This is a genomic window from Stenotrophomonas sp. TWI273 (assembly GCF_039674765.1).
In the GTDB taxonomy this organism is placed as follows: Bacteria; Pseudomonadota; Gammaproteobacteria; order Xanthomonadales; family Xanthomonadaceae; genus Stenotrophomonas.
In genome coordinates, this window is record NZ_JBDJOA010000020.1 from 1 (window position 1) to 20005 (window position 20005).

The window sequence follows — 20005 nt, forward strand, 5'->3', positions numbered from 1 at the left end:
ATCGATAGCCGACCAACGGTCGGCTCTACGTGGTGCATCGATAGCCGACCAACGGTCGGCTCTACGTGGTGCATCGATAGCCGACCAACGGTCGGCTCTACGTGGTGCATCGATAGCCGACCAACGGTCGGCTCTACGTGGTGCATCGATAGCCGACCAACGGTCGGCTCTACGTGGTGCATCGATAGCCGACCAACGGTCGGCTCTACGTGGTGCATCGATAGCCGACCAACGGTCGGCTCTACGTGGTGCATCAGCCCGCGCTTCCCCCCAGCGCCTTGAACAATGTCACATCGTTGATCAACTGCCGCTGGCGCACGGAGGCCAGTGACAGCTCGGCATCGCGCCGGGTCTGCTGCGCTTCCAGCCAGGTGCGCAGGTCGGTGGCGCCGACCCGGTAGCGCACTTCATACATCCGCTCGATCTCCACCGCTTCGTCGTAGGACGCCTGCGAGGCCGCCACCTGCGTGGCGAACTGGGTGCGCGCCGACAGGGCGTTGTCCACTTCCGACAGCGCGGTGTACAGCGTGCGGCGGAAGCCGTTGGCGGCGATCTGGTAATCGGTGCCGGCCAGGCGGGTGTTCAACTGGGCCTGGCGCACATTGAGGAACGGCAGCGACAGCCCCGCCCCCAAGGTGGCGACCGGATTCTTCAGCACGTCGGAGAGCGAGGTGGCGCCGGTGCCGACGCTGCCGGTCAGGCTCAATGCCGGGTAGTACTGGGTAGCGGTGACCTTGATGGTCTTCAGGCTGTTGCGCAGGCGCAGTTCGGCGGCGCGCAGGTCCGGACGGCGGCCGAGCAGATCGGCCGGCAGGCCTTCGGCAACCACCGGGCTGCCCGCCCGCGCCAGCTGCTGCGGCTCATCGGCCAGTGCCAGCGGCTGCCCATCCAGCAGCACCGTCAGCGCATTGCGCGCGGCGACGCGCTGCTGCTCCAGTGCACTCTGCGCGGCGCGCTGGGCCTCCAGGCTCTGGGCCGCCTGGCGCACTTCCAGGCGCGAGACCGCACCGGCATCGAAGCGCGCCTGGACCAGCTCGCGGGTGCGCTGCAGGCGCTCCAGGTTGGCCTGGCCGGCGGCAATGGACTGGTTGAGGAAGGCCAGCGTCCAGTACTGCGTGGCCACGTCGCTGATCACCAGCAGCGCGGTGTTCTGCAGGTCTTCCTGGCTGGCCTGGGCTTCCCACTGGGCGATGTCGCGTTGAGTGCGCAGGCGCCCCCACAGGTCGATCTCCCATTGCAGGGACACGCCGGCCGAGCTGCCGCGGTTCCAGTCCGCGCTCTGGTCGATGGGGCGATTGCCGCTGCTGCTGACGCTGCCCGAGGGCTGCGGCCACAGCGCGTTGTCGGCCAGACCGGCCTGCAGGCGCGCGCGCTGCACGGCCAGCCCGGCCGAGGCCAGGTCCGTATTGGCGGCCAGGGCGCGATCAATCACGCGGTCCAGGCCGGGGTCACCAAACTGGGTCCACCAGGCATCGCTGCGGACATCGGCCGTCGCCGCATGCGGTTGTTCGGTCACCGCTTCGGTGGGGGTGTTCAAGGCGGCATCGCCACGGCCGTAGGTGGCCGGGACCGCCGGTGCATCGATCGGGTAGCGGCCGGTGCTGACACAGGCCGACAAGGCCAGTGCGGTCACGCAGGCCAGGACCAGTGGACGCAGCGAAGCGGGGTGCAGCAGAGCAGGAGAAATCTTCATTCGCGCGCCAGCGCCTCCACGGGATCAAGTTGGGCGGCATTGCGCGCCGGAAGGAAGCCGAACGCCACGCCGATCAGGCTGGAGCAGGCAAAGGCGGCCACGATGGATGCGGTCGAGAACAGCATCTGGAAGTCCGGCGCGAATTTGCCGAACAGCCAGCCGACCACCAGGGACAGGCCGACGCCGAGCAGGCCGCCGAGCAGACACACCAGCACCGCCTCGATCAGGAACTGCTGGCGGATATCGCTCTGCCGCGCGCCGACGGCCATGCGCACGCCGATCTCGCGGGTGCGCTCGGTCACCGAGACCAGCATGATGTTCATCACGCCGATGCCGCCGACCAGCAGCGCGATCGCGGCGATGGCGCTGATCAGCAGGGTCATGGTGCGGGTGGTCTGCTCGATGGTCTGACGGATCTCGGCACTGTTGCTGAGGAAGAAGTCCTCGGTGCCGTGGCGCATGATCAGCAGCTTGGAGATGGCCGCCTGTGCGGCATCCATCGGGGTGGCGTCATCCACGCGCACGGTGATGCTGGACACATGGCTCTGGCCGAGCATGCGCGACATCACCGTGGTGTACGGCACCCACACGCTCAAGCTGGTACTGCCACCAAAGCCGAAGCTCTGCCGCTGGGCCACGCCGACCACGCGCACCGGCACGTTGCCGAGCAGGATCACCTGGCCCACCGGGTCTTCGCCGTTGGGAAAGAACTGGGTGCGGGTGTTCTCATCGATGATCGCCACCTGGGCCAGGCTGCGCACCGCATCGGTATCGAAGAAGCTGCCGGCGATCAGGGTCACGCCCTTGACCCGGAAGAACTGCTCGCCCACGCCGTTGACCTGTGCGGTGGCCGATTGATTGCGATAGCGCGCGGTTACCGAAGACGACACGCTGGGCGTGGCGCTGTCGATGTAGCTCTGCCGCCCCAGCGCATCGGCGTCGCTGGCCTTGAGGGTCTGTACCCGGGCCGAGCGCATGTCGCCGAAACCGCGGCCGGGATACACGTCGATCGTGTTGGTGCCCAGCGCGCTGATGTTCTGCAGGATCTGCTGCTGCGAGCCATTGCCCATCGCCACCACCGAGACCACCGAGGCGATGCCGATGATGATGCCGAGCATGGTCAGGAAGGTGCGCAGGCGGTGGGCATTCATCGCCAGCAGGGCCATGCGGAAGGCTTCGGTGAAACGATCCCGCGCGGCCCGCCAGCTGTGGCCCTTGCCGGCAGCCACGGTCGGCTGGCGCTGCGCGCGGTAGCTCGGCGCCTTCGGATTGATGCGGTCGGCGATGATCTCACCGTCGCGGATCTCGATGATGCGCTGGGCGTGTTCGGCCACGCTCATGTCGTGGGTGACGATGATGATGGTGTGGCCCTCGGCATGCAGCTCGCCGAGGATGCCCATCACCTCTTCGCCGGATTTGGTGTCCAGTGCGCCGGTCGGCTCATCGGCAAGGATCACCTCGCCACCGTTCATCAGCGCCCGCGCAATGGACACGCGCTGCTGCTGGCCACCGGAGAGCTGGCCAGGTTTGTGGTTCATGCGGTCGCCCAGGCCGAGCCGCTGCAGCAGCTGTTCGGCCCGCGCGGTACGCACCGGGCCGGGGCTGCCCGCATACACCGCCGGTACGGCCACGTTGCCGCGCGCATCCAGATCGCCGAGCAGGTGGTAGCGCTGGAAAATGAAGCCGAAGTGTTCGCGGCGCAGCTCGGCCAGTTCGTCCGGCTCCATGCGGCCGGTCTCGCGGCCGGCCACCTGGTAACTGCCGCGCGTCGGCCGGTCCAGGCAGCCGAGGATGTTCATCAGCGTGGACTTGCCCGAGCCGGACTGGCCAACGATGGCGACCATCTCGCCGGCCGCGATGTCCAGATTGACGTCGCGCAGCACAGCGATCGTTTCATCGCCTGCCGGGAACTCCCGGCGCAGGTCGCGCAGCCGCAGCAGCGGCGTGCCCGTCGAGGCGCTGCTCATCGGCGCGGCCCACCCATGCCGGGGCCGCTGATCCGCACGCCGCCGCCGCGGTTGCCGCCGCCGGCGCCCTGCGCGCCGCCGCCTTCGCCCACGATGACCTTGTCGCCTTCTGCCAGGCCGGACAGCACTTCGGCAGTGGCGCCGTTGTTGATGCCGATCTTGACCTTGCGCGGCGTGGGCATGCCATCGGCATCGGCCACGCGCACCATGTACTGCCCGTCACGGGTCTTCGGGCCGAGCGCAACGGCCGGGATGATCAGCACGTCCTTGGCCTGCTTGAGCATCACCGAGACCTGCGCGGTCATGTCGATGCGCAGCGTGCCGTCCGGGTTTTCCACGTCGAACAGCGCGTTGTAGTAGACCGCGGTGCTGGAGCTGGAGCTGGACGAGCTGGAGCTGCTCGAGCTGTCATTGGCGATCGAGGCCGGTGCCGGGTTGATCTGGCGCAGCGTGGCGTGGAACTTGCGGTCCGGCTCGCCCAGCGTGGTGAAGTACACCGGCATGCCGGCCTTGATCTTGACCACGTCCGCTTCGGAGACTTCCGCATTGACCGTGACCAGGTCCAGACGGGCCAGCATCACGATGGTCGGTGCGGTCTGGTTGGCGTTGACGGTACGGCCCTCTTCGGCGACCACCGCCACCACGGTGCCGTCCATCGGCGCGGTGATGCGGGTGTAGGCCAGGTTGGCGCGGGCGGTGCCCAGTTCGGTTTCGCGGCCGGTGATCTGTGCATCGAAGGACTGGATCTGGGCGCGCGCGGTCTTGAGCTTGGCATCGGCCGCATCGAACTCGGCGCGCGAGGTGGCCTCGGCGGCGAGCATCTGCTGCTGGCGCGCGAACTCGAGCTCGGCTTCACGCAGGCTGGCCTGCTGCACCGCGCGCTGCGCCTTGACCTGGTCCAGCGAGGCCTGGGCGTTGAGCACCTGGTTCTGCTGGGTGGTGGCGTCGATCTCGGCGATCAGGTCGCCTTCCTTGACGCTATCGCCGAGCTGGACCTTCAGCGATTTGATCTGACCGGAGGCCTGCGCACCCACGCTGACCAGCTTGTAGGCATCGATAACACCGGTGGCTTCCACCGTCTGTTCGATATCGCCACGGCTGACCGGCGAGGTCGCCAGGGTGGGTGCGGCCGGCTTGCGCAGCATCCATGCCACAATCGCGGCGATCAGGACGAGCACCACGAGCAGCAGCAGGAGGCGAGCACGGCGGGTTCTGGGCAAACGGGGCTTCACGATGATCGTCAACTCGGCAGGCCGGTGCATCGGCGTTGTCAGCATTGTGAAGATCGTTCATTGCCGGCTCAATGCTCGCCGTGTACCAAGATGTATCCCTGCGGTGCTCAACACGTTTCGTTGTGTATCTGCATCACCCTTTGAAACAGACGTACGCAAACCAGGAGATGCGGTTCAGCTCCCGACAGGGGATGATCACCGCATGGAGACTGCCAACAGCATGCACAGACTGCTGATCGTCGATGACGACAACGATATCCGCCAGCTGCTCGCCGAGCAGCTGGGCCGCGCCGGCTACCTGGTGAGCACCGCCAGCGATGGCCAGGGCATGCGCCAGCTGTTGGAGCGCGAACACGTCGACCTGATCGTGCTCGACCTCAACCTGCCGCGTGAAGACGGCCTGACCCTGTGCCGGGATCTTCGTGCGCGCTCGAGCACACCGGTGATCATGTTGACCGCGCGCAGCGAGCCGATCGATCGCGTGCTCGGCCTGGAGATGGGCGCCGACGACTATCTGGCCAAGCCGTTCGAACCGCGCGAGCTCCTCGCCCGCATCCGCAACGTGCTGCGCCGCACCGAGGCGTTGCCAGCCAACCTGGAGCCGCTGGCGATCCGCCGTGCGCGCTTCTCCAGTTGGATATTCGATCTCGAACACCGCCATCTGGTCGATCCCGATGGGCGCGTGGTGGTTTTGTCCGGCGCCGAATTCCGGCTGCTGCGGGTGTTCGTCGGGCATGCCAACAAGGTGCTGTCGCGCGAACAGCTGGTCTCGCTGAGCAGCGGCCGCAACTACGAATCGCAGGATCGCGCCATCGATCTGCAGGTCAGCCGGCTGCGCAACAAGCTGGCCGATGATGGCGGCAGCGATGGCCTGATCAAAACCGTGCGCAACGAAGGCTATGTGCTTGCGGCGGCAGTCACCCTGGAATGAAACGCCTGCGCCACTTCTTTTCCTCGATGGTGGGGCGACTGTTCGTCATCCTGCTGCTGGGCATGAGCGTGGCCGCGATCGGCGCGACCATGCTGGCCAGTACCAAGCGCCAGCAGGAGTTCGAGCGGCAGAACCTCAACCGCATCGCCGACCGCCTGCAGGGGTTCGTGAATCTGCTGGACGGCAATCCGGAGCTGCGCCAGCGGCTGCTCACCAGTGGCGGGCCGAGTGTGCGGCAGCTGCCGGAGGGGGCACGCATCGGCCGACCCGATGCCGCGCTGATGGAGATCCTCGATGACCGGCCCGGCCCGGTGGCGAGCAGCCAGGTGGCTTTCACCTCCTTCCGCTCCTGCCTGCCGCGGCTGCCGGAGCTGCTGCCGCCGCCACCGCGCGACAAAGAAAAGATGCGGCACCCGCCGCGTGAGCGCGACCCGGCCTTCATCCCACCCAAGTGCCGCGTGGTCACGCTGCAGCTGACCGATGGCACACCGCTGCGGCTGGCGCTGGATTCCCCCGCCGTCGCGCACAATGGTGTGCTCGCCGTGGACCCGTTGTTCCTGACCTTGCTGGTCGTGGCGATCGCGATCCTGGCCTACATCGTGGCGCGGATGGCCAGCGCCCCGCTGCAGCGGTTGGCCGATGCCGCCGCCGCGCTGGGCGATGACCTGCAGGGCGCCCCGATGCCCGTGACCGGTCCGTTCGAGGTCCGCCGGGCCGCGGAGGCGTTCAACGCCATGCAGAAGCGGCTGCAGCGCCACCTTGGTGAGCGCACCCAGATGCTGGCGGCGATCACCCATGATCTGCAGACACCGGTGACGCGCTTGCGGTTGCGGCTGGAGAACGTCACCGATGAGACCTTGCGTGAACGCCTGATCGCCGATCTCGGCGCGATGCAGGCGCTGATCCGTGAAGGTCTGGAGCTGGCCCGCAGCGCCGAGAGCGCTGAACAACGTGCCGCGCTGGACCTGGATTCGCTGCTGGAGAGCATCGTCGAAGATGCCGCCGAAGCCGGCGCCGATGTCCATTTCGAGCAGCCCAGCGGGGCGGTGCTGATGCTGCGCCCCTTGGCGATGCACCGCCTGTTCTCCAACCTGGTCGACAACGCGGTGATGTATGGCCAGAGCGCACGCGTGCGGGTGGAGCAGGCCGGGCAGGACGTGGAGGTGCGCATCCGCGACAGCGGCCCCGGCCTGGCCGAGGACGAACTGGAAGCGGTGTTCGACCCGTTCGTGCGGCTGGAGACCTCGCGCTCGCGCCAGACCGGTGGTGCCGGGCTGGGGCTGACCATCGCCCGGGCATTGGCCGAAAAGGACGGCGCGACGCTGCACCTGCGCAACCATCCGCAGGGCGGGCTGGAAGCGATCGTCCGCTGGGCGGCGCCGGCGCGGGCGGCGGCGGGGCCACGCGGGGGCTGACGCCGGTCCCCCAAACCGAAAGGATTTGCCTACTATGGGCATCTCTTTCCAGCGTCTCCCCCATGAGAGCGTACGACTCTGCCAGCCATCGCGCTGGTGCACGGCCGTTCCCCCCATGCACACGGCGCCTGCCCAAGGTTGATCCATACGGATGAGCGATCGGGGGGGCAGGATCCGGTGGCGGCCGGCACACGTGAAGTTCTTGGGCATGCCAACGCTGCAGGCCGCAGCGCTGTGGCTGTTGCTGCTGTGCGCGCTGCCATGGTCGCTGTCGGCGCAGGATGGGCCGCCGCCGCTGCGCGATTACGCCATCGACGTCTGGACCTCGCGCAACGGGCTGCCGCACAACTCCCTGCGTGATATCGCGCAGACGCCCGAAGGGCACCTGTGGTTTGCGACCTGGGAGGGGCTGGTCCGGTACAACGGCCTGGACTTCACCGTGTTCGACCGCAGCACCACCCCGGGCCTGCGCGACAACGGGGTCGGGGCGTTGCTGGTGGACCGCAGTGGCGGCTTGTGGATCAGTGATTCGCGCGGCAACGTGACCCGCCGGGGGGCGGATGGCCGCTGGCAGGTGTGGGAACACCGCGCCGACACACCGCAGGTGCTGATCCAGGCCATGCAGATGGACAGCCATGGGCGCCTGTGGCTGCTGTACGAAGGCAAGGGGATTGCCAGTCTGGGCCCCGACGGTACCTTCGATTACCAGGCGCCACCGGCCGACGTGCCGTTGGCGATGAGCTTCACCAAGCTGGTCGTGGATGCCCAGGACCGGGTCTGGGTCGGCACCCTGGATGGCCTGGTGGTGCGCGACAACGACGGGGTCCTGCGCCGGGCACCGGAGAGCTTCGGTCTGGGCCGTGGGCTGGTCTGGCCCTATCGTGCGCCGGATGGCGTGATGTGGGTGGTGGCCAGCGAGCGCATCTACCGCATGCAGGATGGCGTGCCTTTGCTGCAGCATCGCCTGCCCGGCGCGACCCACATCACGGCCATGCTGCAGGACCGCCACGGCGACCTGTGGCTGGGGACCGAAAACCAGGGCCTGCTGCGGCTGTCCCGGCACGGGCTGGAGCGGTTGCCGGCCGGGCTGTCCTTGCCCGGCGGGCGCGTGGTCAGCCTGCGAGAAGACGCCGAAGGCAGCATCTGGGTAGGCGCCAACGGTGGCCTGTATCGCCTGCGCGAAACCCTGTTCAGCAGCTACACCGAACGCGACGGGCTCAGTGGTGATTACGTCCGCACCGTCTTCGAGGATCGCCAACGGCAGCTCTGGATCGGCAGTGCGCGCGGGCTTGATCGCCGCGATGCCCAGGGCAACTTCAGTCCGGTGCCGCTGCGCAACAACGTCGGCAAGAGCCCCTCGGTGCTGAGCCTGGCCCAGGACCGTGACGGTGATCTGTGGGTGGGGACCTTCGGCGATGGCATCTTCCGGGTCGGCGAGAACGGGCAACCGCGGCGGACGTACGGCAGCGCCGACGGCCTGTTGGGGGGCAACATCCGCGCGATCAGCATCGACCGTGACGGGGTGATCTGGGCCGGCACCCAGAAAGGCGTGGTCCGCATCGTCGCCGACAAGGCCGAGCCGGTGGCCTTTCCCGGCATGCCCACCGGGCTGACCACCGCGCTGGCGCACGATGCCGAAGGCGCCCTGTGGATCGGCACCATCGAGGGCATCCGCGTGTTGCGCGGCAACCGCGTGCAGGTGATCGATCTGGAGGCACTGGGTGGTGGCCGCAGCGTGTTCGGCTTCCAGCAGATCGGCGATGCGATGTGGGTCAGCACCGATCGCGGCCTGTACCGCTACCAGGAAGGCAAGCTGGCACGGGTCGGCCTGGAGCAGGGCATGCCGGTGGATACGGTCTTCCAGTTGATTCCCGATCGCGTGGGCAACGTCTGGATCAGCAGCAACCGCGGCGTACTGCGGACCGACATGGCCATGCTCAACGCCGTTGCCGACGGGCGTGCCGCACGGGTCGAGGTCGAGCATTACAACGAGATCGACGGCATGGCCAACTCACAGGCCAACGGCAGTTCCGGCCCCTCGGCAATCCTGCGCCAGGACGGCACCTTCTGGGTGGTCACGGCCGGCGGGCTGAGCACCGTCGATCCACTGCGCCTGCAGCGTTTCCGTGAGCGCCTGGCGCCACCGGCGGTGATCGAGACCGTGCTTGTCGATGGCGTGCCGCTGCACTGGCAGGGCAGCGACCACAACACGATCCCGGGCGGGCGACGCCTGAGCGTGAGCTATGTGGGGCTGAGTTACCTGCTTTCCGAGCGCATCCGCTACCGCACCCGCCTGGAAGGACTGGACAAGGGCTGGGTCGAGCGTGGCCAGCAGCGCAGCGTGGAATTCATCGGCCTGCCGCCGGGCGACTACACGCTGCACGTTTCCGCCGCACATCCAGGTGGTGTCTGGAGCGACAGCGAAGCGGTCTGGGAATTCACGGTGGAGCCGTTCCTGTGGCAGCGCCACAGCGTGCAGTTGATCGCCGCGCTGTTGTTGCTGGCTGGGCTGGTGGCGCTGTACCGGTATCTGATCAACCGCTACAAGGCCAGCAACGTGCGGCTGGCGCGGATGGTGCAGGAAGCCACGCTGGATCTGCAGACCCAGACGGTCAACCTGCAGGCACTCAATCAGGAAAAGACCGAACTGGCCGACCGCCTGGCGGTGCAGGCCGAGGCGTTCGAGCGGCAGGCCCGTGAGGATGCGCTGACCGGTCTACCGAACCGGCGTGCATTCGATGAAGCACTGGCGCGCGATTTCGCCCGTTCGCAGCGCAGCCGCCACCCGTTGTGCCTGGTGGTGCTGGACATCGATCACTTCAAGGAAGTGAACGACCGGCACAGCCATTCGGTGGGCGACGTGGTGCTGGTGGAAGTGGCGCGTCTGTTGGCCTCGGCCTGCCGCGATTCGGACATGCCGGCGCGGACCGGTGGCGAGGAATTCGCGCTGCTGCTCAACGACACCCGCCTGGATGAGGCGGCCCAGGTCTGCGCGCGCCTGCGTGGGTTGTTCCATGATCATCCGGACTGGGCCGGTATTCCGGGCCTGAACGTCACCTTCAGCGCCGGTCTGGTCGAACTGGACGCTGCCGACCGCACGCCGATGCTGCTCTACCAGCGCGCCGATCGCGCGCTGTACCGCGCCAAGAGCGAAGGGCGCGACAGGACCGCTATCGGGTGATGCTGCTCAGGGGCGCGGCCAGCTGTTGGCGACCTTGCAGAACAGTTTGGCGGTCTGCTCGGTGTCGTACACCGCGCTGTGCGCTTCATCGGCATCCCAGCCCAGCCCGGCGGCGGTGGCGGCGCGTGCCAGTACGGTCTGCCCGTAGGCGATGCCGCCGAGGGTGACGGTGTCGAACACGCTGAAGGGATGGAACGGGTTGCGCTTGTGGCCGGTACGATTGACGGCCGCATTGACGAAGCCCAGATCGAAGTGGGCGTTGTGCCCGACCAGGATCGCGCGCTGGCAACCGTACTTTTTCATCGCCGCCCGGATCGGGGCAAAGATGTGGTCCAGCGCATCGCGCTCGACCTTGGCCAGCCGGAACGGGTGATCCAGGATGATCCCGGTGATTTCCAGCGATTTGGGATCGATCTCCAGGCCTTCGGCCGGCACCACGTGGGCGCTGGCGGTCTGGCCGGGATAGAGCAGGCCGTTCTCGTCCATCTCGATCGGAACGGCGGCGATCTCCAGCAGGGCGTGGCGATCAGAATCGAATCCACCGGTCTCCACGTCCACCGCCACCGGCAGGAAGCCGCGGAAGCGGGTTGCCATCAAGCGCTGGGCAGCAGCGGGCAGTGCGTCGGCAGCAGCCGGCGCGTCGGAGCGGGGGAGGTCGTCAGTCATCGCACCAGTTTAGCAGAGCGGCCTGTACCCCCCCTGCGCTCAGGCCAGGGCAGGGGGACGCCCGCGGCCGCGGCGCAGCAGGTGATCCAGGCTCAACGGGCCCGCGCCCTGCACGGCCAGAGGCAGCAGCATGGCCAGGAACAGCAGCGGCAGTTTGAAGTTGCCAAAGCCCTGATCGGTGATGACATAGCCCATCGCCAGCTCGGCCAGTCCATCCCAGTGCATCGGCCAGTGCACGGCGGCGGTGGCGACCACGGTCAGCACGAGCAGGCAGCTGGCGGCCAGGCGGGTCCCCAGCCCGAGCAGCAGGCAGACTGCGCCAACCAGCTCGAACCAGGTGGCCAGCTGCCAGTTGAGGGTGGCCGGCAGCTGATCGAACGGAAACGGGAAGGCCTGCTGCAGGTCCTCGAACCAGTTCTGGCCACGCAGTTTTTCACGGCCGGACTCGAAATACTCCCAGCCCATCAGCAGGCGCAGGCCGAGCGGGGCCAACCACGGGCCGAGGCGATCCAGCCGGTCGCGCAGGGCGACCAGGGGGGGGGACTTCATCGATGCGATTCCTGTGTGGAAGGGTCAGGTGGCGGGCGCAGCGGGCCCGATCACGCCGTTGTCGTGGAATTGGCGCAGCAGGGCGGCGCCGGGCAGGCGCAAGGCATCGGCCGCCATGCCGTGCGTCTGCGCGAGCTGCTGCAGGTAAGTGGCCCCTGTGCTGCCGGGGTGCTGGCCGATCTGCTCCAGCAACCGTGCGGCCATGGGGCTGACCACGGCGAAGCGGACCTGGCCATCAGGGTCGCGCCGGACCAGCAGCCCGGTCGGCTCGGGGGCCGGCTGGGAAGGCGCGTCATCGGCGCCGAGCCGATGCACCGGCCACTGATAGAGCAGTGGCCAGGCCAGCGGCGAGCGCTGCAGCGACGCGTGCATGGGGTCCATGCCCGGTGAGGGCGGCAGGGGCTGCGCGTCCAACTGGTAGAGGGCCGTTTCCACCCACTCGTAATGGGCCAGTTCGGCCAACGCCGGGTGCGGCAGCGCGGCTTGATGGTGCAGCCACTGCACGAACTCGGCGGCCAGTTCGGTGAACAACGGCGTCTGCGCCGGGTGGCCGGCAAGGAAGCGCCGGACCAGGGTGGCCCACGCCGTGTCACCCAGCAGCTGGACGCATACCGGGAAACCGTTGCCGAGCAGCCCCAGCACAGTGTTGAAGACCAACCGCTGGTAGATGGCCAGCCGGCGCGGGTCCATGCCCTCGGGTGCGGCGATATGGTCCGGGTCGCGCAGATGCGCGGTGAACGCTCTCTGCTGTGCGTGCAGGCGCGCCGGGGCGTCAGTCATGTCCGTTCCCGGCATGGGCGGCCATCAGCTGGCGGATGTGCTGCAGTTCGCCGCGTAGTTCGGCATACGGCGGGAAATTGAAATCACGTTCCAGCAGCGTCGGGCGTGCACCGATGCGCGCATAGGTGCGGGCGAGCAGGTCCCAGACCGGATCGATCACCGCGCTGCCATGGGTGTCGATCTTCAGATCGGGCGCCTCGTCCAGATGGCCGGCGACATGCAGGCACACGATGCGGGTGGCCGGCAGCCCGGCGATGAACGCATCGGCGTCGTAGCCGTGGTTGCAGGCGTTGACGTAGACGTTGTTGACGTCCAGCAGCAGATCGCAATCGGCCTCGGCCAGCACGGCATTGGTGAAGGCCAGTTCGTCCATGGCCGGTTCCGGGGCGAGGTAGTAGGACACGTTCTCCACGGCAATGCGCCGGCCCAGCAGGTCCTGCACGCGGGCGATGCGTGATGCAGTGTGGCGTACGGCCTCGTCGGTGAAGGGGATCGGCAGGAGATCGTAGAGGTGACCTTCATCACTGCAGTAGCTCAGGTGTTCGCTGTACAGCGGCACGTTGTGCCGCGCCAGGAAGCGTCCTACCTGTTCCAGCAGCACGGTATCCAGCGGCGCGGTGCTGCCCAGCGAGAGCGACAGCCCATGGCAGGTCAGCGGGTGGCGCGTGGACAGTTCGGCGAGTGCGTCGCCGGCCGGCCCACCGATACCAATCCAGTTTTCCGGCGCGCATTCGAGGAAGTCGACATCGCCGGCGGGCGCGTCACGCAGGTCCTGCAGCAGGGCGCGGCGCAAACCCAGTCCGGTCGCCGCCGCAGGCAGCGGCGACCGGGCCAGGCCAGTGGCGAGGGCGTCAGTGCTTGGCACCGCACTTGCCTTCGCCGCACTTGCCTTCCGCCGTCTTCTTGTCGCCAGCGGTCGTTGCCTTGGCGCCGGCAGCCTTGCCCTTGTCGGCGCCGCACTTGCCTTCCCCGCACTTGCCTTCGGCGGCCTTGGCACCGGTGGTCGCGGTCTTGTCGCCTGCCTTGGTGCCGGCCTTGTCGCCATGCGCGCCGCACTTGCCTTCGCCACACTTGCCTTCGGCAGCCTTGGTCGCCGCCTGGCCAGCCACCAGGTAGCCTTGGGCCAGCTCGGTCATGCTCAAGGCGGATGCCGAGGCGGTGACGCCCAGGCCTGCGGCCAGCGCAGTGGCCGCCAGCAGGGACAGCGAACGGGGGGGTGTGCTCATCGGGTAACGCTCCTTGGAATGGGCCGGGGCCCGGGATGGCTGCGTGGGGGCAGCAGGTGCGGCCATGGTGGCCCGGCCCGGCTCATCGAATCCTCACACAGGATTCAACGTTTCGTGAAGTGCAGTGCCGCATTCCTCAGCGGCAAGTGGGTCGGCCGCTTCGGGGCCCTGACGCTCGCGTCAAGGCTTGAACGGAGACACCTGCAGCGCCCTCACCGAGCCAGGACTTTCCAGTCACAAAAAAAGCCGCCACCCGAAGGCAGCGGCTTTTGCGTTCCACTTCGGAAGCACGCGCTCAGACGTGATCGGTACTGCTGGTCTCGTCGCGCTTCTCGCGCGGCGGCAGCGCCTGCTCGCCATGCACCAGGAACCACACGTTCTCGGCGATGTTGGTGGCATGGTCGCCCACGCGCTCCAGGTTCTTGGCCATGAACAGCAGGTGGGTGCACGGGGTGATGTTGCGCGGGTCTTCCATCATGTACGTCAGCAGCTCGCGGAACAGCGCGGTGTACTGCGCGTCCAGGCGGGCGTCATCGTCGCGCAGTTCCAGCGCCGCGGCGGCGTCGTTGTCGCGGTAGGCCTCGATCGCGCGGCGCACCTGCTGTGCGGCCAGTCGGCCCAGGGCGCGCAGCCCCTGGATCTGCGGCAGCGGTGGCACCTTGCTCAGGGCGATCGAGCGCTTGGCCACGTTGGCGGCGTAATCGCCGATGCGTTCGATGTCGGCCGGAATGCGCAGGCCGGCCAGGATCTCGCGCAGGTCGCGTGCCATCGGCCCGCGCAGCGCCAGGCGCATCACGTCGTGGCTGATGTGCTGCTCAAGCTGGTCGATGGCTTCATCGTTGGCGATGATGCGCTGGGCGGCGTTCTCGTCGCGCTTCTCGATGACGTCCATGGACGCCTCCAGCTGCGCGACGGCCATCTCGCCCATCCGCACGATCTCGGCCACCAGGCGCTGCTGCTCTTCGTCGTAGCTCTTGACGATGTGGTCGTTGGGAAGATTCATGGTCTGCAATCCGGGTAGAGCCAGGCCGTGCCTGGCTGGGACATTTGGTGAGGGAACAGCACCGATCAACCGAAACGACCGGTGATGTAATCCTCGGTCTGCTGCTTGTTGGGCTGCGAGAAGATCACTTCGGTGCGGTCGTGCTCGATCAGGTCGCCCAGGTACATGAAGGCGGTGTAATCGGACACGCGCGCGGCCTGCTGCATGTTGTGGGTCACGATCACGATCGTGTAATCGTGCTTGAGCTCTTCGACCAGCTGCTCGATGCGGCTGGTGGAGATCGGGTCCAGCGCGGAGGTCGGCTCGTCGAGCAGCAGCACGTCCGGGCGCAGGGCCACGGCGCGGGCGATGCACAGACGCTGCTGCTGGCCACCGGACAGGCCCAGCGCGCTCTGGTTGAGCTTGTCCTTCACCTCGTCCCACAGTGCGCCCTGGCGCAGGGCCTGCTCGACGCGATCGGTCATCTCCGACTTGGAAAGCTTCTCGTGGTGGCGGATGCCGTAGGCCACGTTCTCGAAGATGGTCATCGGGAACGGCACCGGCTTCTGGAACACCATGCCGACCTTGCTGCGGAGGCGGTTCATCGGGTACTTCGGCGAGAGGATGTTCTCCCCGTCCAGCATCACTTCACCCCGGGCTTCCAGCTTGGGGTACAGCGCGTAGATGCGGTTGAAGATGCGCAGCAGGGTGGACTTGCCGCAGCCGGAGGGACCGATCAGCGCGGTGACGCGCTTTTCCGGAATCTCCAGGTCGATGCCCTTCAGCGCATGGAACTTGTCGTAGTAGAAATCCAGCCCGCGTGCGGCCAGCTTGATCGGCGCCGGGGTGTGCAGGCTTTCATGCGAAGCCGGGACCACGATGCGCTGCATCGGCACGGCGTTGGAGAGATCGTTCATGGCGATGTCCGTGGAAAGGTCAGTCATGGGAGATACGGTTGCGCAGCAGGATGCCGCGCGCGGAAAGGCTGACCAGCAGCACGAACACGGTCAGCACCAGCGCGCCGGCCCAGGCCAGCACCTGCCAGGATTCGTAGGGGCTGCCGGCAAACTGGTTCATCACCACCGGCACCGAGGCCATCGGCTGGAACACGTTGCTGTTCCAGTACTGGTTGCCGAAGGCGGTGAACAGCAGCGGGGCGGTTTCACCGGAGATGCGGGCCAGCGCCAGCAGGATGCCGGTCACGATGCCGGCGGCGGCGCTGCGGTACAGCACCTGCACCGTCACCTTCCACTGCGGGATGCCCAGCGACAGCGCCGCTTCGCGCATCTGCGAGGGCACCAGGCGCAGCATTTCATCCGTGGTCCGCACCACCACCGGCAGCACGATGAAGGCCAGCGAGAGCGCACCGGCGAAGGCCGAGAACTGGCCGCCGGTCTGCATCACGTACAGGGTGTAGACGAACAGGCCCAGCACGATCGACGGCGCCGAGAGCAGGATGTCGTTGACGAAGCGGACCACCGTGCCGGTCTTGCGGAAGTTGCCGTACTCGGCCAGCCAGGTGCCGGCCAGCACGCCGAGCGGCGTGCCGATGGCGATGGCCAGGCCGCACATCACCGCGCTGCCGAAGAAGGCATTGGCCAGGCCGCCTTCCTGCATCGGCGGTGGGGTCATCTTGGTGAACAGATCCAGGTTGATGCCGGCCAGGCCCTTGGAGGCCAGCGTCCACAGGATCCAGCCGAGGAAGAACAGGCCGAACAGTGCGGTCAGGCAGGACATCAGCAGCGCGACCACGTTGACGATGCGGCGGCGCAGGTACAGCGGTTGGGCGTTGGCGGTGGACATCAGTTGCCCTCCTTGCGGGCCAGGCGCATCAGCATCAGGCGGGCGATCGCCAGCACCACGAAGGTCACCAGGAACAGCACGAAGCCGAGCAGCAGCAGTGCCGAACGGTAGGTCTCGGTGGCTTCGCCGAAATCGTTGGCGATCAGCGCGGCGATGGTGGTGCCCGGTTCGAGCAGCGACGGCGACAGGCGCACGCTGTTGCCGATCACGAAGGCCACCGCCATGGTTTCACCCAGGGCACGGCCGAGGCCGAGGAAGATGCCGCCGATCACCGCCGAGCGGGTGTAGGGCAGCACGATGTCCCAGCTCACTTCCCACTTGGTGGAGCCCAGCGCATAGGCCGATTCCTTCAGGCGGGTCGGCACGGTCAGGAACACTTCGCGCATCACCGAGGAGATGAAGGGGATCACCATGATCGCCAGCACGAAGCCGGCGGTGAGCACGCCGATGCCCAGCGGCGGACCCTGGAACAGCGGGCCGATGATCGGCAGCGTGCCCAGGTGATCATTGAGGAACGGGGTGACGTACTCGGTCATCACCGGGACCAGCACGAACAGGCCCCACATGCCGTAGATGATCGAGGGGATACCGGCCAGCAGTTCGATGGCGGTACCGACCGGGCCACGCAGCCAGCGCGGGGCGACCTCGGTCAGGAAGAAGGCGATACCGAAGCTCACCGGCACCGCGATGACCATCGCGATCAGGGCCGTGACCAGGGTGCCGTAGATGGGCGCGAGGGCGCCGAATTTGTTTTCGACCGGATTCCATTCGGACGAATAGAAGAAGCTCAGGCCCTGCTCCTGCAGGGCATGGCGGCCGCCCCACAGCATCGAGAGCGCGGCGCAGGCCAGGGCGACCAGCACCAGGATGACGGTGGCGATCAGGACCCACCGGAACAGTTTGTCATTGCGGGCGTCACGCAGGTCGCGGGTGGACGGTGCGGGAACAGGCTGGGCGATGGCATTCATGGGAAAGGCGGGGGCCCAAAATTAGGTGGGGTAGTGCCAGGCCATGCCTGGCAGAACGGTGTCATGGCGCCACACTCCGGACCCGCGCAATGCGCGGGTCCGGTCTGGATCACTTGAATTCAGCCGCCCAGTACCCTTCGATCTGCGTGACCAGCTCGGCCGGCAGCGGCACGTAGTGCAGTTCGTTGGCCTGGGTCTGGCCCTTCTCGAAGGCCCACTTGAAGAACGCCAGGGTGTCCTTGCTGCGCTGGGCATCCTTGGGCTGCTTGTGCATCAGCATGAAGTTGGTGGCGGTGATCGGCCATGCCTGGTCGCCCGGGGCATTGGTGATGACCAGGTTGAAGTCCTTGGCGCTGGCCCAGTCGGCGCTGGCGGCTGCCGCGGCGAAGGTTTCCGCGCTCGGCTGCACCCAGTTGCCGGCGGCGTTCTGCATCGAGGCGTACGGCATGCCGTTCTGCAGCGCGTAGGCCAGTTCGACATAGCCGATCGAGCCCTTGATCTGCTTCACGTACGAGGCCACGCCTTCGTTGCCCTTGCCACCCACGCCGTCCGGCCACTGCACCGAGGTGCCTTCGCCGACCTTGCTCTTCCAGTCCGGGCTGACCTTGGACAGGTAGTTGGAGAAGTTGAACGTGGTGCCCGAGCCGTCCGAACGGTGGACCAGGGTGATCTTGCCGTCGGGCAGTTTGACGCCCGGGTTGGCGGCGACGATGGCCGGGTCGTTCCAGGTCTTGACCTTGCCCAGGAAGATATCGGCCAGCAGGGCGCCGCTCAGGCGCAGCTTGCCGGCTTCCAGACCGTCGATGTTGACCACCGGCACCACGCCACCGATCGCCGACGGGAACTGGCCGAGGCCGGCCTGGGCCAGCTCTTCGCTGCTCAGCGGCTTGTCGGAGGAACCAAAATCAACGGTGCCGGCCTTGATCTGGGCGATGCCGCCACCAGAACCGATCGACTGGTAGTTGATCTTGGCGCCGGTGGCGGTGTTGTAGTCGGCCGACCACTTGGACACCAGCGGGAAAATGAAGGAGGCACCGGCGCCGGAAATCTCGGCGGTCAGGCGATCGCCAGCGGCCGGAGCGGCAGCGGGCGCATCGGTGGCCGGCGCGGCGGCCTGGCCTTCAGCGCCCGGCTTGCAGGCGGAAAGACCCAGCGCGATGGCCAGGGAAAGGGCGGCGATGCTGGCCGTGTGCAGTTTCATGCGTCACTCCATAGCGGGATAAGGGCCGGTCTTTCCGGCGACGCGACTATGAAATGATGTTTTTGTTACAGCTTGATGACGCCGTGACCGAGCGCACGCAAAGCCTTGCGGCACAAGGGTCGGGCGTTTTGCGGCAGGCAACAAAAAGGCGCGGAACCTTGCGGTCCGCGCCCGATGGCGCCGGAAGGGGAGAGAGGTCCTTCCGGCGCCATTGCACTGTCCGGTGGGTTGCGTCGGGGGCGACGCGTACCGACCAACGGTCGGCACCTACCGGCAGGTCACCACCGTGGGTGGTGACTTCCTCAATACTTCAGGTTCTGCGACCAGTAGGTCTCGATCTGCTTGACCAGGGTGTCCGGCAGCGGGACGTAGTCGAGCTGCTTGGCCTGCGCATCGCCGCTCTTGTAGATCCAGCGGAAGAACTCCTGGGTGGCCTTGGCGTTGGCGACGTTCTTGGGCTGCTTGCGGACCAGGATGAAGTTGGTGGCGGTGATCGGCCACGCATCGGCGCCCGGGGCGTTGGTCATGACCAGGTAGAAGTCCTTCGCGCTGGCCCAGTCGGCGCTGGCAGCAGCGGCGGCGAAGGAGGTGTCGCTCGGCAGCACGATCTTGCCCGAGGCGTTCTTCATCGCAGCGTAGGACATCTTGTTCTGCAGCGCGTAGGACAGTTCGACGTAGCCGATGCCGCCCTTGATCTGCTTCACATACGCGGCAACGCCTTCGTTGCCCTTGCCACCGATGCCGACCGGCCACTGGACCGAGGTGCCTTCACCGACCTTGGTCTTCCACTCCGGGTTGACCTTGGAAAGGTAGTTGACGAAGTTGAAGGTGGTGCCCGAACCGTCCGAGCGGTGCACGACGGTGATCTTGCCGTCGGGCAGCTTCACGCCCGGGTTCAGCGCGGCGATCGCCGGGTCGTTCCAGGTCTTGATCTTGCCCAGGAAAATGTTGCCCAGGGTCGGGCCATCGAGCTTCAGCGCGCCCGGGGCAATGCCGGCCACGTTGATCACCGGGACCACGCCGCCGATCACCGACGGGAACTGGGCCAGGCCGGCCGCCGCCAGTTCTTCCGGCTTCAGCGGGGCATCGGAGGAGCCGAAATCAACGGTCGCCGCCTTGATCTGGGCGATACCACCACCGGAACCGATGGACTGGTAGTTGACCTTCTTGCCGGTCGCGGTGCTGTAGTCGGCCGACCACTTGGACATGACCGGGTAGATGAACGAGGCGCCCGCGCCGGTCACATCGGCGGCGTTGGCGGCGAACACGGACGACGCGGCGAGGACGGCAACGGCGGCGCGCGACTTGAAGGCGTGGATCACGGGGTGGCTCCTGGGATGGATGAAGGTGCGGGGTGTCCCGCCCGGTGCTCATTCCATAACGGTTCGATGACAGCGCAGCGTCTGTCATA

17 protein-coding genes are annotated in these 20005 nt (G+C 67.2%); 3 read left to right on the top strand and 14 right to left on the bottom strand.

What is annotated here, in order from left to right; genetic code table 11:
* Nucleotides 1-253: 253 nt before the first annotated feature.
* The 3 genes from ABE571_RS16790 to ABE571_RS16800 are packed head-to-tail and all read right to left on the bottom strand — an operon-like array spanning nt 254 to nt 4922.
* Entirely contained in the window at nt 254-1693 is a 1440-nt protein-coding gene (locus ABE571_RS16790; protein WP_346494225.1) for a TolC family protein, read from the bottom strand.
* Nucleotides 1690-3660, bottom strand: a complete 1971-nt coding sequence (locus ABE571_RS16795) for a MacB family efflux pump subunit (protein WP_313211681.1) — start codon at nt 3658-3660, stop codon at nt 1690-1692. Before ABE571_RS16795 ends, ABE571_RS16790 begins: the two co-directional genes overlap by 4 nt.
* Nucleotides 3657-4922 carry an efflux RND transporter periplasmic adaptor subunit gene (locus ABE571_RS16800; protein ID WP_346482039.1) on the bottom strand — a complete coding sequence of 422 codons (1266 nt, stop codon included), beginning with the start codon at nt 4920-4922 and terminating at the stop codon, nt 3657-3659. Before ABE571_RS16800 ends, ABE571_RS16795 begins: the two co-directional genes overlap by 4 nt.
* Nucleotides 4923-5094: 172 nt before the next feature.
* On the opposite strand from ABE571_RS16800, the gene ABE571_RS16805 reads away from it, so the two are divergent.
* The 3 genes from ABE571_RS16805 to ABE571_RS16815 all read left to right on the top strand — a co-directional run bounded on the left by ABE571_RS16805 (nt 5095) and on the right by ABE571_RS16815 (nt 10419).
* Nucleotides 5095-5823: a response regulator transcription factor gene (locus ABE571_RS16805; protein WP_121041545.1), complete on the top strand. Its 729-nt coding sequence runs from the start codon at nt 5095-5097 to the stop codon at nt 5821-5823.
* Nucleotides 5820-7238 carry an ATP-binding protein gene (locus ABE571_RS16810; protein WP_313211684.1) on the top strand — a complete coding sequence of 473 codons (1419 nt, stop codon included), beginning with the start codon at nt 5820-5822 and terminating at the stop codon, nt 7236-7238. The genes ABE571_RS16805 and ABE571_RS16810 overlap by 4 nt, the downstream gene beginning before the upstream one ends.
* Nucleotides 7239-7446: 208 nt before the next feature.
* Nucleotides 7447-10419 (top strand): two-component regulator propeller domain-containing protein, encoded by a 2973-nt coding sequence (locus tag ABE571_RS16815; RefSeq protein WP_313211686.1) that lies wholly within the window; start codon nt 7447-7449, stop codon nt 10417-10419.
* Nucleotides 10420-10425: 6 nt separating this feature from the next.
* Here the strand turns inward: ABE571_RS16815 and rnt are convergent, their stop codons facing one another.
* The 11 genes from rnt to pstS (ABE571_RS16870) form a co-directional block, all read right to left on the bottom strand.
* The gene (gene rnt, locus ABE571_RS16820; RefSeq protein ID WP_088433103.1) at nt 10426-11013 is read right to left on the bottom strand and encodes a ribonuclease T; all 588 of its coding nucleotides are present in this window, start codon (nt 11011-11013) and stop codon (nt 10426-10428) included.
* Nucleotides 11014-11124: 111 nt separating this feature from the next.
* The gene (locus ABE571_RS16825; RefSeq protein ID WP_313211687.1) at nt 11125-11634 is read right to left on the bottom strand and encodes a DoxX family protein; all 510 of its coding nucleotides are present in this window, start codon (nt 11632-11634) and stop codon (nt 11125-11127) included.
* 24 nt (nt 11635-11658) lie between these two features.
* The gene (locus tag ABE571_RS16830; protein WP_313211688.1) at nt 11659-12414 is read right to left on the bottom strand and encodes a putative DNA-binding domain-containing protein; all 756 of its coding nucleotides are present in this window, start codon (nt 12412-12414) and stop codon (nt 11659-11661) included.
* Nucleotides 12407-13279 (bottom strand): DUF692 domain-containing protein, encoded by an 873-nt coding sequence (locus ABE571_RS16835; RefSeq protein ID WP_346494227.1) that lies wholly within the window; start codon nt 13277-13279, stop codon nt 12407-12409. The genes ABE571_RS16830 and ABE571_RS16835 overlap by 8 nt, the downstream gene beginning before the upstream one ends.
* Complete coding sequence (locus tag ABE571_RS16840; RefSeq protein WP_346494229.1) at nt 13266-13640, bottom strand: hypothetical protein; 375 nt, start codon at nt 13638-13640, stop codon at nt 13266-13268. The genes ABE571_RS16835 and ABE571_RS16840 overlap by 14 nt, the downstream gene beginning before the upstream one ends.
* Nucleotides 13641-13935: 295 nt before the next feature.
* Nucleotides 13936-14643: a phosphate signaling complex protein PhoU gene (gene phoU, locus ABE571_RS16845; protein WP_152151802.1), complete on the bottom strand. Its 708-nt coding sequence runs from the start codon at nt 14641-14643 to the stop codon at nt 13936-13938.
* A 65-nt stretch (nt 14644-14708) separates the two neighbouring features.
* Nucleotides 14709-15539: a phosphate ABC transporter ATP-binding protein PstB gene (gene pstB / locus ABE571_RS16850; RefSeq protein ID WP_313211720.1), complete on the bottom strand. Its 831-nt coding sequence runs from the start codon at nt 15537-15539 to the stop codon at nt 14709-14711.
* Nucleotides 15540-15558: 19 nt separating this feature from the next.
* Nucleotides 15559-16425 carry a phosphate ABC transporter permease PstA gene (gene pstA, locus ABE571_RS16855; RefSeq protein WP_313211691.1) on the bottom strand — a complete coding sequence of 289 codons (867 nt, stop codon included), beginning with the start codon at nt 16423-16425 and terminating at the stop codon, nt 15559-15561.
* Complete coding sequence (pstC, locus tag ABE571_RS16860) at nt 16425-17393, bottom strand: phosphate ABC transporter permease subunit PstC (protein ID WP_313211692.1); 969 nt, start codon at nt 17391-17393, stop codon at nt 16425-16427. Before pstC ends, pstA begins: the two co-directional genes overlap by 1 nt.
* A 109-nt stretch (nt 17394-17502) precedes the next feature.
* Nucleotides 17503-18594, bottom strand: a complete 1092-nt coding sequence (gene pstS, locus ABE571_RS16865; protein ID WP_313211694.1) for a phosphate ABC transporter substrate-binding protein PstS — start codon at nt 18592-18594, stop codon at nt 17503-17505.
* Nucleotides 18595-18896: 302 nt separating this feature from the next.
* The gene (gene pstS, locus ABE571_RS16870) at nt 18897-19916 is read right to left on the bottom strand and encodes a phosphate ABC transporter substrate-binding protein PstS (protein WP_070471808.1); all 1020 of its coding nucleotides are present in this window, start codon (nt 19914-19916) and stop codon (nt 18897-18899) included.
* Nucleotides 19917-20005 lie beyond the last annotated feature (89 nt).

What these genes read in the sequence shown, in the direction of transcription:
- ABE571_RS16825 (WP_313211687.1), bottom strand. Translation starts at nt 11,634, where the DNA reads ATGAAGTCCCCCCCCCTGGTCGCCCTGCGCGACCGGCTGGATCGCCTC.
- ABE571_RS16830 (WP_313211688.1), bottom strand. Translation starts at nt 12,414, where the DNA reads ATGACTGACGCCCCGGCGCGCCTGCACGCACAGCAGAGAGCGTTCACC.
- ABE571_RS16840 (WP_346494229.1), bottom strand. Translation starts at nt 13,640, where the DNA reads ATGAGCACACCCCCCCGTTCGCTGTCCCTGCTGGCGGCCACTGCGCTG.
- pstB (WP_313211720.1), bottom strand. Translation starts at nt 15,539, where the DNA reads ATGAACGATCTCTCCAACGCCGTGCCGATGCAGCGCATCGTGGTCCCG.
- ABE571_RS16810 (WP_313211684.1), top strand. Translation starts at nt 5,820, where the DNA reads ATGAAACGCCTGCGCCACTTCTTTTCCTCGATGGTGGGGCGACTGTTC.
- phoU (WP_152151802.1), bottom strand. Translation starts at nt 14,643, where the DNA reads ATGAATCTTCCCAACGACCACATCGTCAAGAGCTACGACGAAGAGCAG.
- pstA (WP_313211691.1), bottom strand. Translation starts at nt 16,425, where the DNA reads ATGTCCACCGCCAACGCCCAACCGCTGTACCTGCGCCGCCGCATCGTC.
- ABE571_RS16800 (WP_346482039.1), bottom strand. Translation starts at nt 4,922, where the DNA reads ATGCACCGGCCTGCCGAGTTGACGATCATCGTGAAGCCCCGTTTGCCC.
- ABE571_RS16815 (WP_313211686.1), top strand. Translation starts at nt 7,447, where the DNA reads ATGCCAACGCTGCAGGCCGCAGCGCTGTGGCTGTTGCTGCTGTGCGCG.
- ABE571_RS16795 (WP_313211681.1), bottom strand. Translation starts at nt 3,660, where the DNA reads ATGAGCAGCGCCTCGACGGGCACGCCGCTGCTGCGGCTGCGCGACCTG.
- ABE571_RS16805 (WP_121041545.1), top strand. Translation starts at nt 5,095, where the DNA reads ATGGAGACTGCCAACAGCATGCACAGACTGCTGATCGTCGATGACGAC.
- ABE571_RS16790 (WP_346494225.1), bottom strand. Translation starts at nt 1,693, where the DNA reads ATGAAGATTTCTCCTGCTCTGCTGCACCCCGCTTCGCTGCGTCCACTG.
- rnt (WP_088433103.1), bottom strand. Translation starts at nt 11,013, where the DNA reads ATGGCAACCCGCTTCCGCGGCTTCCTGCCGGTGGCGGTGGACGTGGAG.
- pstC (WP_313211692.1), bottom strand. Translation starts at nt 17,393, where the DNA reads ATGAATGCCATCGCCCAGCCTGTTCCCGCACCGTCCACCCGCGACCTG.
- pstS (WP_313211694.1), bottom strand. Translation starts at nt 18,594, where the DNA reads ATGAAACTGCACACGGCCAGCATCGCCGCCCTTTCCCTGGCCATCGCG.